The sequence below is a fragment of the Rhizobium subbaraonis genome (assembly GCF_900220975.1).
Classification (GTDB): domain Bacteria; phylum Pseudomonadota; class Alphaproteobacteria; order Rhizobiales; family Rhizobiaceae; genus Mycoplana; species Mycoplana subbaraonis.
In genome coordinates this window covers 369,560-381,240 of the sequence record NZ_OBQD01000005.1, presented here as the reverse complement: position 1 = coordinate 381,240, position 11,681 = coordinate 369,560, and the positions used below count along the sequence as shown (strand labels likewise).

Annotated in this window: 13 protein-coding genes; all 13 read left to right on the top strand. The window is 62.5% G+C overall.

What is annotated here, in order from left to right; genetic code table 11:
• Positions 1–756 (top strand): major capsid protein (locus CRO48_RS10105; RefSeq protein ID WP_097138719.1); only part of this gene is annotated, 756 nt, incomplete at its 5' end.
• Between the two features lie 73 nt (positions 757–829).
• Positions 830–1,264: a short coiled-coil protein gene (locus CRO48_RS10100; RefSeq protein WP_097138717.1), complete on the top strand. Its 435-nt coding sequence runs from the start codon at positions 830–832 to the stop codon at positions 1,262–1,264.
• On the top strand, positions 1,261–1,623 hold the full coding sequence (locus tag CRO48_RS10095) for a head-tail joining protein (protein WP_245423482.1): 363 nt from the start codon (positions 1,261–1,263) through the stop codon (positions 1,621–1,623). Before CRO48_RS10100 ends, CRO48_RS10095 begins: the two co-directional genes overlap by 4 nt.
• A 1-nt stretch (position 1,624) precedes the next feature.
• Positions 1,625–1,936: a hypothetical protein gene (locus CRO48_RS10090; protein WP_097138715.1), complete on the top strand. Its 312-nt coding sequence runs from the start codon at positions 1,625–1,627 to the stop codon at positions 1,934–1,936.
• Positions 1,936–2,397, top strand: a complete 462-nt coding sequence (locus tag CRO48_RS10085) for a hypothetical protein (RefSeq protein ID WP_097138714.1) — start codon at positions 1,936–1,938, stop codon at positions 2,395–2,397. The genes CRO48_RS10090 and CRO48_RS10085 overlap by 1 nt, the downstream gene beginning before the upstream one ends.
• Before the next feature lie 32 nt (positions 2,398–2,429).
• The gene (locus tag CRO48_RS10080; protein ID WP_097138712.1) at positions 2,430–2,840 is read left to right on the top strand and encodes a phage tail tube protein; all 411 of its coding nucleotides are present in this window, start codon (positions 2,430–2,432) and stop codon (positions 2,838–2,840) included.
• A 5-nt stretch (positions 2,841–2,845) separates the two neighbouring features.
• Entirely contained in the window at positions 2,846–3,253 is a 408-nt protein-coding gene (locus CRO48_RS10075) for a hypothetical protein (protein ID WP_097138710.1), read from the top strand.
• Between the two features lie 68 nt (positions 3,254–3,321).
• On the top strand, positions 3,322–3,516 hold the full coding sequence (locus CRO48_RS10070) for a hypothetical protein (RefSeq protein WP_245423481.1): 195 nt from the start codon (positions 3,322–3,324) through the stop codon (positions 3,514–3,516).
• Positions 3,503–5,335, top strand: a complete 1,833-nt coding sequence (locus CRO48_RS10065; protein ID WP_097138706.1) for a phage tail tape measure protein — start codon at positions 3,503–3,505, stop codon at positions 5,333–5,335. Before CRO48_RS10070 ends, CRO48_RS10065 begins: the two co-directional genes overlap by 14 nt.
• 2 nt (positions 5,336–5,337) lie before the next feature.
• Complete coding sequence (locus CRO48_RS10060) at positions 5,338–5,979, top strand: hypothetical protein (RefSeq protein WP_097138704.1); 642 nt, start codon at positions 5,338–5,340, stop codon at positions 5,977–5,979.
• A complete protein-coding gene (locus tag CRO48_RS10055) occupies positions 5,979–6,632 on the top strand; it encodes a hypothetical protein (protein ID WP_097138702.1) in 654 nt (217 codons plus the stop codon). Before CRO48_RS10060 ends, CRO48_RS10055 begins: the two co-directional genes overlap by 1 nt.
• Positions 6,629–7,060: a GNAT family N-acetyltransferase gene (locus tag CRO48_RS10050; RefSeq protein ID WP_097138700.1), complete on the top strand. Its 432-nt coding sequence runs from the start codon at positions 6,629–6,631 to the stop codon at positions 7,058–7,060. Before CRO48_RS10055 ends, CRO48_RS10050 begins: the two co-directional genes overlap by 4 nt.
• A gap of 9 nt (positions 7,061–7,069) precedes the next feature.
• Positions 7,070–11,680, top strand: a complete 4,611-nt coding sequence (locus CRO48_RS10045; RefSeq protein ID WP_097138698.1) for a phage tail protein — start codon at positions 7,070–7,072, stop codon at positions 11,678–11,680.
• The last annotated feature ends 1 nt before the right edge of the window (position 11,681 follow it).

The following is an 11,681-nucleotide window of genomic DNA, read 5'->3' as shown; positions in this document are numbered from 1 at the left end:
ATCCGCATTCCCGGCGAGCGCATCGGCGGCGAGATGTCGCCGGCTGACCGCTACGCCTACAACCTCGCCATGATCATCGACGATCAGGATATGCGTGTCACCCGCCGCGAGGAGTTCATGTGCTCGCAGGCGATCCGCACCGGACAGGTGACGGTTGTCGGCGAGGACTATCCGACGCAGACGATCAACTACGGACGCGATGCCGCACTGACCATCGCGCTCACCTCGACGGCGCGCTGGGGTGAGACCGGCGTCGATCCCTATGACGATATCGAAGAATGGTGCCAGCTGCTCGTCGACACCGACGGCTTTACCGCTCGCGAGGTTCTGCTCGGCGGTGGAGCTGCGGGCTTCCTGAAACGGTCTGCGCGCTTCATGGAAATGCTCGACAATCGTCGTCAGGCAACGGGCAGCATGGAACTCGGCGTCGTTTCGACCGGGGCCGAGAACAAGTACTCGACCGTGCTCGGCACGATCGGCGAACTGACCTTCGTCCAGTACTCGCAGCCCTATACGGTCGGCGGAGTGAAGAACAACTTCTGGCCCACCTACGGCGTCGGCATCTTCGATCCCTTCCAGTTCCAGGGCATGTTCGGTTACGGCGCCATTCTCGACAACCAGTCTCTCCGGTCTGTCGAGCGCTTCCCCGACATGTGGGCCGAACGAAACCCTTCCCGCACCGTCGTGCAGACGCAGTCGGCGCCGCTTCCGATCGTTCCGGAACCGAACGCCAGCCTGTTTGCGCTGGTGCGCTGACGCCCGGCTCGACGCGTGATCGTCCGGCATTGCCGGGCGATCCCCTGTTGCAAGAACCCGATCGGAGAGATCCATGAGCACGAAAACCGAGAAGTTCAACGTTACCGTGAAATGCGGCAACAAGACCTATGCGCCGGGAAAGCCCGTTCCCCTTGGCGGCAAGACCGGACTGAGCGACGAGGAGGTCGCAAGCCTTCGCGCCAATTTTGGCGACTGGACCGGCGGCCCCGAAAGCGGCGCACAGAACCAGTCCAACGAGGTCGCCAACCTGCAGGCGACCCTCGATACCATCCGCGACGAGCGCGATATGCTCCTGGAGCGCGCGTCGGAGGCGGAGAAGGAACTCTTTGAGGTCCAGAAGGAATTGAACAAGGGTTCCGACGCGACACTGGTTTCCCGCATCGACGCTGTGACCAAAGAGCGCGATCAGCTGATCGAGGACAACAAGGTCCTGGCCGACCGCGTTGCAGCGCTCGAAGCCGCAGCCAAGAGCGGCGCCGGCAAATGATTAACGCGCGGCCGGCGCTGTTTGCGCACATGGGGGCGGCGTTCGACGATGCCTTCGGGAATGTCGACGCCGCCTTCACGATCGACGGCGTGCAACGCCCGGCCGTTCGCGCGATCCTGCGAAAGTGGCGCGAGATCGACCTTGTCGATGATCTCGGCCAGGGCGTCGAGGGCACCACGCATCTTCTTTCTGTCGCAGCGGGTAAGGTGTCCGGCCTCGAAAGCCAGCGCGACAGCGTCATCATCCATGAACTCGATCGCAATGGGGTGCGAACCGGCGTCAATGCCGCGTTCGAGATTCGCGACCACAGCGACGACGGGCGCGCCATGGCGCGCATCCATCTCTCGGGAGACATCTGACATGGCGAAACGGACTTCATTTACGGAAACGGAAACAGGGTCGTCAGTGGTTGTCAGCGATCCGCTCGGCGCGCTCTGCCAGGCTCTGCTTTCTTCGGATGAAACCGAAGACAAGGTACAAGCCCGTCGCAGTGTCAGCGGGATGGCGCAGCGCCCGTGGCAGCAGCTTCCTGTCAGTCTGCGCAAGGCTGTTCGTGCCGACGTTGCACGTCTTCGCGAAGGCAGGATCTCCGCCGAGGAGATCGTCGCCAAGGGTTATGGGCGCGTAGTTGTCGACCAGGCGTTGCGCGATCTCGGCCACGGTGGCGCCTGATGCCGCATCGTCGCAGCCTGATCCTCGATGCCTATCTCGCGCGCCTGTCGGCCATCCCCGAATTCTCCGCTCCCAACAAGGTTGCGCGTGGCCGATATGCGCCCATCCCGCAGGAATTCCTGCCCGCGCTGACGTTGACGTGGGCCGAAGGCAGCGAAACCGCGTCGGTTCGCCCGTGCTCCGGCTCCAATGGCGAAGACGGTTATGATCGCCAGCTTCCCCTGTCGATCATCGTGCATCTTCGCGATGCCGACGCCGACAGGGAGTTCGACCGGATCTGCGTCCTGATCGAGCAGGTGATGGGACGGGCCATTGTCATCGATCAGGTTATCGAGACGACCTTGCGATCCAGTCGCCTATACGTCGATCCGCGGACCGGACTGCCGCTTGGCGCTGGCGCCTTGAATTACGCGGTGAGTTACAAGACGCTCGCCGCCGATCCAACCATCCCCGCCCTCTGAAGGGCTTTCCCTGATATCGAAAGGAACAGGCTATGGCTCTCGGCCGCACCCTCACGCTCGCCCGGTCGGATGGCGCCGGCGGATTCGATCTTGTCTGCATCACGGAGCAGCGATCGCTCGAGATCAACAACGAGGAAATCGACATCACCAAGCCGGCCTGCCTGGATCCTGGCTCAAAGCTGGTTCTGGCTCTGATGTACGGTATCCAGTCCGTCCGCTTCAATGGTCAGGGCGCCTTTGTCAGCAGCGCCACGATGAAGAAGGTCACGGCCGATGTCGTCAACCAGGTGGTCCAGACCTATCAGGTTTCGGTGCCTGGCGTCGGTACCTTCGAGGGCGACATGTTGGTCTCGATGACCTTCTCCGGCGACAAGACCAACGAGCTGCAGAGCGATATCCGCTGCGCGATGAGCGGCGTACTCACCTTCGTCGCGGAGGCCTGAGGCAGATGGCGGATATTCCGGCCAATACCTTGCGCGGCGAGGCCGACGCCAAGATCGGCGCAATCTCGTTCCGCATTGCCATCACCTTTGACGGGCTGGCACGGTTGTCGACGGCATTGAAGGCCCAGACGATGGACGAAATCTATGTGCGCCTCCTCGGTTTCGAGCCAAAGGCCGTCGCCTGCGCCATTCCCTGCTTCATAGTCGAGGACGATCAGGATCGCATTTCCGAGATCTCGGCGAAGATCCTGTCGCCAGACAACATCTCGGCGGCCGACCAGGCGGCCTGGCGCAAGTCCATCGAGCAAGCGCTGAGCGCGCATATCGAAGCGGGCAATCTGCGCCGCGACGAGCGGTCGGCGATGGATATCGCCAATGAGGCGCTCCTGGGAAACCGCGCCAGCCCCTCCTGATCGACGGTCATCTTAAGATGCTGTTTCGCCTGGCGACCGCTCCCGATCGCCTCGGCTGGTCGCCGGACATGTTCTGGAAGTCGACTGCGGTAGAGCTTGAGATGGCGCTGGAGGGGCTTGCCGGAAAATTTGGCACGCAGCCGTTTATTTCCCGCGAAGAGGTCCGACGCATCGCCGCCTCGTTCGGCAAGCGTCGATCGCTGAAGGAAAACCCCGCGGCCCAGGTGTGGGGCGAAAGTCGGAACCAAAATGACCCGTCCTGATATTCCCGTCACCATTTCGGGTAACTCGAAGGCCTTCGAAGCGGCGATGCAGCGTGTGCGCAATGTCTCGCGCTCGGCCGCAGCTGAGGTGGGTGATGCCTTCAATCGCGTGAAGTCGAAAATCGGTAGCCTGTCGGGCGCGGTCGGCGCCCTGTCCAGTGGTCCCGGCGGGCTCGCTGCCGTTCTTGGTGTGGGCGCACTAGTGTCCGCCTCGCAGCAGGCGGTGACCGCCGTGCTCGACATCGGCAAGGCGGCCAAGACCGCAGGTATCGGCTTCGAGGCGTTTCAGGAGCTGAAATATGCCGCCGAGCAGAACCGCATCGGCGTGGATGCTCTTTCTGACGGCTTGAAGGAACTGCAGCTACGCGCCGACGAGTTCGTCTCCACCGGTGGCGGACCGGCAGCCGAATCGTTCGCCCGCATCGGCATGACGGCACGCTCGGTCGCAGATGCGCTCAAGCAGCCGGACAAGATGTTCGAGACCGTGATCGACAAGATCCGCACCCTCGACAAGGCAGCGCAGATCCGTGTCCTCGACGAGCTGTTCGGGGGAACCGCCGCGGAACAGTTCGTCGCGTTTCTCGATGACGGCGTCCGAAAGATCGGGGAGCTTCGCACCGAGGCGCGAGACGTAGGCGTCGTGATGAACCGGGATCTGCTGGCGAAGGCTGAAGAGGTCAATCGTGCCTGGGACAAGATGGCGACCATCGTCGGCACGCGGGTGAAGTCTTCTGTAGTTTCGGTGCTCGACGTCACCATCAACCTCCTGACCAAGATCGATGAGTTCAGCGACTACCTCGGCCGGCTCGGCAACAGCGACGTCTTCAAGAAATTCCTGACGGCCATCGGCGAGGATCCCTCGAAGGTCTATCGCGTCGTTCCCGGCGTCGGCATCGTCGAAGACACATCCGGGAAGCCGGCGAAAACAACGCCGAAAGCGCCGGTCTCCACTCCGACGGGAACGCGCCTGCCCTCGGCAGTTGACATCATGCGGCAGGCTATGGACGAGGCTCAAGCGACGCAGCGCATCGAGGACGCCTTTGCCAAAAACTCGAGCTCGTCCGAGAGGACCGGCAAGACGTCGGGAAAGGCAAAGCTGAAGGAAGAGCGCGACGCAATCAAGGACGTGATCGACGCGCTCAAGGAGGAGATCGAGGTCATCGGCCTTTCCGAGACCGAGAAGGAAAAGGTGATTGCGCTTCGTCGCGCTGGGGTTGATGCGACTTCGGCCGAAGGCAAGGAGATCTCCGCCCTGGTCGAGCAGAAATACCGTGAGCAGCAGGCGATCGATGCGGTCACCGAAGCGCGCGAGCGCGGTATTGAGGCGGCGGAAAGCTTCGGTGCGACGCTGGATGACCAGATGGGCAAGATCATCGACGGGACGTTCGACGCGCGCGACGCGGTGCGCGCGCTCGTGCAGGAGCTTATTTCGGCGGCCACCGGTGGCAAGGGGTTGTTCGAGAGCCTCTTCTCCGCCGGAGCATCTTCTGGCGGCTCGGGAAACATCTTTTCCGGCATCTTGTCGAGCCTGTTTGGTGGCGCCAGGGCGGAAGGTGGGAGCTATTCGCCCGGGCGCATCTATCGCGTCAATGAGCGCGGCGACGAATACTTCGAGCCTTCCAGTCATGGCAAGATTTATCCGGCAGGCGTCACGCCCGAGGGAGGCGGCATGACCTTCTCGTTCAGCCCGACTATCGACGCGCGTGGCGCGGATCAGGCCGCCGTCGAACGCCTCGAAAAGGGGTTGGCCAAGGCCAATGCGGAGCTAGAGGCGCGCATTATGCGGGTCGTCCGTGCTCGTCCACAGAAGGGTTGGTAGTCATGCCGATCAGCTTTCCCTTCGATCTGCTTGCGGAGTTCCCCGGCTGGTCAACCGAATTCGAGCTTCTGCGTCGCGAGGAACAGTCTCGCACCGCCGGTGGCGTGAGTGTCGTCAAGGATCTTGGCGAGCCGCTCTGGCAGGCCGCCTACGCGACGACGACGCTCTCGCCGAACGATCTTGATTACTGGCGCGCTCGGCTCGACGTCCTCGACGGCGGGCAGCAGCAGTTTCGTGCCTATCCGTTGTCCCGCTGCTTCCCGATCGCCTATCCGAATGGTTCCTGGCCGGCCGGGACTGACTTCGATGGCGACAACGCGACACTTACTGCGCGGTGGGCCAGCAACAAGGAAATGACGGTCTCAGGCCTTCCGCCGTTCTTCATAGTATCGGCGGGCGACTTCCTGCGCATCGGCGGCCGAAATCTACATCGCGCCGTTAACCGGCGGGTTGCGGACGGCTCCGGCGTGTTGGGCGGCATCGAGGTTCGGCCCCATTTTTGGCCAGAAACGGCGGTGGGTGACGCGGTGTCCGTGCGCAAGCCTTATTGCCTGATGACCGTCGTTTCCGGCTCCATCTCGACCACGGCTGACCTTGCGACCGGTCGCGGCTCCATCAGTTTCAGAGCAATCGAGGCGCGATAATGCCCCGCAATATCTCCGTTGAAAACGCGACCGCACTGGCCGCGCGCCGTCTTGTGCCGCGTGATTTCCTCTGGATCATCGCGCGTGATCGTACTGATGGCGGGCCGCAGGCAACTGGCTTCTGGTCGGGCGTCGGCGACGTCACGGGCGAAATCATCCATCCCGACACGGGGCTGACGGTCGAGCGTACCTGGTACGGGACCGGCACGCTGATTTCCATCGGCGCCATTCCCATCGTCTCGAATGTCACGGTGCAGACGGTCCCGATCGTCATGAGCCAGATTGACGACCTGGTGCAGCAAGCCGTTCGCCTCTACGACATGAAGCAGGCCCGCGTCGAAGTGTATCGCGGTCTCCTCAGTCCGGACACGCGGCGTCTGGTTGATCCCGCTTTCTGTCGCTTCGTTGGCTTTGTCGACGAAGTCGAATTCAAGACGCCGCCGGAGAACGAGGCCGGCAGCGTGACGTTGACCTGCGTCAGCCATACACAGGAACTGATGCGCAGTAATCCGGATACGCGCTCGGATGCGAGCCAGCGGCTGCGATCGGAAACGGACAACTTCTTCCAGGACGCACCGACCGTGGGGGAATGGGAATTCTTCTGGGGCCGGAACAACGGCAAGCTTTCGAGCAGTAAGGCGAAATCCAAATGATCCGCCTCGCCCGCAACGCCGATCGCGGCCGCTGCCTCATGTTGCTGAAGAAAAGCCACGAGGCGGCTGGCTTCCCCTGGCCCTTCCGAGGCGCCAATGCCTATTCGCTGTTCGTGCACCATACATCCAGCCCTGACGCCTGCTGCTTCGTCCTCGACGTCGGCGGCGTCGCTCAAGGCATTCTGATGGCTTCCGCCTTCGATCATCCCTTTGGCGCGGGCCGGTGGGCGAAGGAAACCGTCTGGTTTGTCGCCGAGGCGCATCGCGGTCGCGGTTCCATGAGAATGCTCGACGCCTACGAGGCGTGGGCGAAAGAACAGGGCTGCGTCGTCATCGGCATGGCGTCGCTCGCCAGCAACGACGTCTCCGCCCTCTACGAGCGGCGCGGTTTTGCGTCAGCCGAGACGCATTTTCTCAAGTTCATCTGACGAGACACCATGGCGATTTTCTCCAGCATCGCGGCCGGCATCAGCGGGCTGCTCGCCGGCACATTCCTTGCCAGCGGCGTTGGCGCGTTCATCCTCAAGGCTGCCGTCGGTATCGGTCTGAACCTGCTCGCCTCGTCGCTGGCCGGCCAGCCGGAGCAGACGCCGTTTGCGATCCAGGGCCAGTTGCAGACCGGCGGCGACGTCGCGCGTTCCTTTCCGATCGGCTACACAGCAACGGCCGGCTCGCTCGTCTACGCCAACACCTGGGGCGAAGCCGGAAAGACGCCGAACGCCTATTTCACGCAGGTCATCGCCCTTGCCGACCTGCCCGGCAGCACGCTCGCCGGCCTCTGGGTGAATGGCGAAAAGTGCACGATCGACTTCGATAACCATTCGTATCCCGATTGGGGATTCCCGGTTACGGAATACGAGGATGACGGCGACAACGCGCTGTGGATCAAATTCTATGACGGCACGCAGACGGCGGCCGATCCCTTCCTCGTCAATTCCGTCTCTTCGGAAAATCGCCCCTATGAGAGCACGCGCGTGGGCGTGGGCGTTGCCTATGTCATCGTCACGGCGCAGATAAAAGAGGAACTGTTCACCGGCTTTCCGCAGTTCAAGTTCGAACTGAACGGCTGCAAGCTCTATGATCCCTCGAAAGATAGCTCCGTTGGGGGCAATGGCCCGCAGCGCTGGGCGAACCCTTCGACCTGGGGCGGCGACGGCGATCACCTGCCGGCCGTCCAGCTCTATAATGTCCTGCGCGGCATCACCTTCCAGGGGGCGTGGTTCTACGGCCTGCAAAGCATGTCGGCCGCGCGTCTGCCGGTCGATCACTGGATCGCGCAGATCGGCAAATGCCGTGCGACGACGAAGGGCACCGGCGGGGTTCAGGAACCGAAATTCCGTTGTGGCGGCGAAATCCAGATCGGCGCGCAGATCTCCGAGGCGGTCAAGGCAATCCTGACGAGTGCGCAGGCACGGCTTTCGGAGGCTGGCGGCACCTACAAGATGCACATTGGCGTCAGCGATGCTGCCGTCTACGGCATCACCGACGCCGATATCCTGTCCACCGAAGAGCAGTCGTTTACGCCCTTCTTTGGCCTGGCCGATACGGTCAATGGCATTACCGCGACCTATCCGTCGCCCGCTGAGGGCTGGAACGCGAAGGCGGCTCCGCCTCGCTACAGCGCGACATTTGAGGCCGAAGACGGCAACAGGCGGCTGCTGGCCGACGTCTCGCTCGATTTCGTGCCCTACAAGGCGCAGGTCCAACGACTGATGAAGTCGGCGCTGGAGGAAGCTCGCCGCGCGCGCCGCCACACCTTCGTGCTGCCGCCGGCATACTGGCCGCTGGAGGCTGGCGACTTCATCACGTGGACTTCCGTCCGCAACGGCTATGTGGCGAAGAAATTCCGCGTCGATGGTGTGATCGACAAGGAAAATCTCGACATCGTCGTAGACATGACGGAGGTCGATCCGGCGGATTACAGCTGGGATCAGGATGTCGATTTCCGCACCGAACCGGACGGAAAGCTTGACCGCAGCAAGCCGCTTCCGCAGCCGATCGTTGACTGGTACGCCGAGCCTGCTCTTATCGAGGACGAGAACGGAACCGGGCGCCGCCCGGCCATCCTGCTCGCGTGGGACAACAGCCCCGGCAGCCTGGTCGATATTGAGGCGGTGCAGTTTGCCGTCCGCCTGACGGCAAGCCAGAAGGTGATCTATCGCGGCCGCACGGATGATATTGCTGCGGGTTCCTCCTTGATTTCTCAGGGGTTGCTTCCGGCCACTCCTTACCAGGTGCGTGGAAAGCTGGTTCCGCGGTCGTCGCGCAAGACGGTCTGGTCCGACTGGTTTGACGTCACGACGTTTGATATTCGCCTGAGCGACGATGACGTCTATCTGCCGGGCATGCTGGCGGAGATCGAGGCCGGTTACACGGAGTATGCCGACTTCATTGGCGCGCAGACTGATGCGCAAATTGCCCAGGTCGAGGCGACGATCACAGAAGTTGAAGCCTCGATCGACCAGATCCAGCAGGATGCTTCCCAGCTCGCCGACACGATTTCTGCTGAACAGAGCGAGCGCGTGACCGGTGCAATCGAAACCGCTGCACGCTACCGGGGTCTGCTGAACCGGATCGAGGGTATCGTCGCCGAGATCGCCGACCAGGACTTCTCCAACTACAAGGTCCGGGAAGAAATCCGCCGCACCCTGAATGTCCGCATGAGCGACATGTCGGCCGGCTTCGATGAGCGGATCAATGTCGCCGTCAGCGATACCGCCGCCATCGCGCAGCGGACGGTGGCGCTGGAAGCGAACAGCGCGAGCCTAGCTAGCAAGGTTCTGTCGATCGAGACGGCCTATACGACGGCTGATGAGGCGCTGGCCCAGCAGATCAGCCTGCTGTCGGCCGGCACCGACAACCAGTTCGATCCGGCAAAGCTCTGGAACTTTCTTTCCACGATTGAGAGTTGGACCGGAAACGGAACGCCGACTTTCATTGACGGGTCGCTGCGGCCGGCGAACCATGTCACTGAGCCTTATGTGGTCTCGCCAGCCGCGCTTGCAATCGATGCCAACGCCTACCGGCAGGTGCGCCTGCGCATCCAGAAGTTCGGCGCGCCGGTCTGGGTCGGCCAATGCTGGTGGAAGCGTGACGGCGATACGACGTGGGACGCCGCTCGCCGGGTGACGGTCGTCGAGCCGCTGTTCGATACCAACGGCTTTGGCCTGATTACATTCCAGATGCCCTGGTCTGGCGCAATTGACAGCATTCGCCTCGATCTTTCGACGGCGCAGACGGCGACCGATTACTTTATTGTCGACTGGGTTGGCATCGGCAGCCCGTCGCCGGGCGCGTCTCGGGCCGAACTGATCGCCGAGCGCACCGCGCGCATCACCGCGCAGTCGGCGTTGGCCTCAGACATCGTCGCCGTCCAGGCGGTTCTGAACGATCCTGACACCGGCTTGAGCGCTGTGTCTCAGGCGGTGGATGCGATCGAGACACGGGTCGAAAACACCGAGACCGGCCTCACCGCACTCGGCTCGATGACCTCGGGACTTTTGACCGAGATCGAGGGCAAGGCCACGATCGATAGCGTCCAGCAGCTGCAAAACGAGATCGAGGCTCTCGATATCGGCGGTTTGTCGAGCGTCGGGTCGGCCGTCACCGCCATTCGCAACTCGCTGCAGCCGATCGTTGGCGAAGTCCTTGACCAGGACTTCGCCAACTTCATCGCGCAGATGGAAGGCAAGCGGGCGACGGCCGAAGCTTCGCAATCGCTGACGACGAAGATCGAGCAGACAAATGAAAGTCTGTCGATTGTCGCGAGTGCTGTGACGAAGGTGCAAGCGGAACTGCCGAACCTTGCCACGGTTTCGGCGCTTTCTGCCCTGGATGTTCGCGTGACAGCGGCAGAGGGAAAAATCGATGTACAAGCCTCGGCCATAACGGAGATTAATGCCGCGCTACCGAACAAGGCGAGCGCTACGGCATTGAACGACTTGAACACGCGGGTGATGTCGGCGGAAGGCACCATCAGCGCGCAGGCGACCGCGATCACCAACATTAACACGACGCTGGGCAGCAAGGCGAACAACTCGGCCGTCACGGCACTATCCACACGCATCGACGAGGTCGAAGGCGCCATCACCAGCCAGAGTACGGCGATGGACCGCGTCAAAGCCGATCTCGGCTGGGATGACAGCAAGGCGCAGGGTGCGCGGGCCACGGCTTTGACCATCATCCGCGCCGATGTGACGACCGCCTACACCCTGTCGAGCGCGAAGAACAAGGTCTATCGGCAGGCTACGGCCCCGACCGGAACGGCAGCGGTTCCGCTGGTTGCCGGCGACATCTGGTACAACACCAGCAACGGCAGTCTCGCCAGCCGCTGGAGCGGATCGGCCTGGCAGGAAGTGACCGATGCCCGGATCAGTGCGTCCGCCGAATCCATCAACAGGATCAAGGCGGAACTGAACTGGAACGATAGCGCGGCACAGGGCGGCAGGGCTCAAGCTCTCAGCGTCATCCGCGCCGACGTGACCGCCACGGCCGCACTCGCCGACAGCAAGAACAAGATCTACCGCCAAAGTGCGGCGCCGACCGGCACGACGGCCGTTCCGCTGCGTACCGGCGATATCTGGTATGCCTCCGGCGATGGCAACAAGCCCTATCGCTGGGACGGATCGGCGTGGGTTGAGGTCACCGACGCCCGGATCATCGCCACGGCGACGAAGATCGAAGAGATCGAGGTCAAGGTCAACGACGTTACGGCGAGTGCCCGCATCAAGATGGAAACCGTGGCCGGGCCGACCGGCTATGCGCGGATCGCGGCACGTGTGCGCTATGGGGAGACGGGGTCGTATCGCGATGCCGGCTACTACATCGACGTTCCGTCCGATACCAGCGAGAAATCTGAGTTCCTCGTCTATGCGGATCAGTTTGTCATCCGCAACGGGTCGAACAAGGACAAGCCCTTCGTGGTCAGCGGCGGCGTCGTCCGGATGAACGTCGCCCATATCGGGACCGTCAATGCCGGTGTGCTGAACAGCCAGAACGGCAAGATGACCATCAACCTGAACAGCGGCACCATCGTCATCACCAGCTAGG

What these genes read in the sequence shown, in the direction of transcription:
- CRO48_RS10065 (WP_097138706.1), top strand. Translation starts at nt 3,503, where the DNA reads ATGACCCGTCCTGATATTCCCGTCACCATTTCGGGTAACTCGAAGGCC.
- CRO48_RS10095 (WP_245423482.1), top strand. Translation starts at nt 1,261, where the DNA reads ATGATTAACGCGCGGCCGGCGCTGTTTGCGCACATGGGGGCGGCGTTC.
- CRO48_RS10055 (WP_097138702.1), top strand. Translation starts at nt 5,979, where the DNA reads ATGCCCCGCAATATCTCCGTTGAAAACGCGACCGCACTGGCCGCGCGC.
- CRO48_RS10075 (WP_097138710.1), top strand. Translation starts at nt 2,846, where the DNA reads ATGGCGGATATTCCGGCCAATACCTTGCGCGGCGAGGCCGACGCCAAG.
- CRO48_RS10060 (WP_097138704.1), top strand. Translation starts at nt 5,338, where the DNA reads ATGCCGATCAGCTTTCCCTTCGATCTGCTTGCGGAGTTCCCCGGCTGG.
- CRO48_RS10090 (WP_097138715.1), top strand. Translation starts at nt 1,625, where the DNA reads ATGGCGAAACGGACTTCATTTACGGAAACGGAAACAGGGTCGTCAGTG.
- CRO48_RS10045 (WP_097138698.1), top strand. Translation starts at nt 7,070, where the DNA reads ATGGCGATTTTCTCCAGCATCGCGGCCGGCATCAGCGGGCTGCTCGCC.
- CRO48_RS10085 (WP_097138714.1), top strand. Translation starts at nt 1,936, where the DNA reads ATGCCGCATCGTCGCAGCCTGATCCTCGATGCCTATCTCGCGCGCCTG.
- CRO48_RS10100 (WP_097138717.1), top strand. Translation starts at nt 830, where the DNA reads ATGAGCACGAAAACCGAGAAGTTCAACGTTACCGTGAAATGCGGCAAC.
- CRO48_RS10070 (WP_245423481.1), top strand. Translation starts at nt 3,322, where the DNA reads ATGTTCTGGAAGTCGACTGCGGTAGAGCTTGAGATGGCGCTGGAGGGG.
- CRO48_RS10050 (WP_097138700.1), top strand. Translation starts at nt 6,629, where the DNA reads ATGATCCGCCTCGCCCGCAACGCCGATCGCGGCCGCTGCCTCATGTTG.
- CRO48_RS10080 (WP_097138712.1), top strand. Translation starts at nt 2,430, where the DNA reads ATGGCTCTCGGCCGCACCCTCACGCTCGCCCGGTCGGATGGCGCCGGC.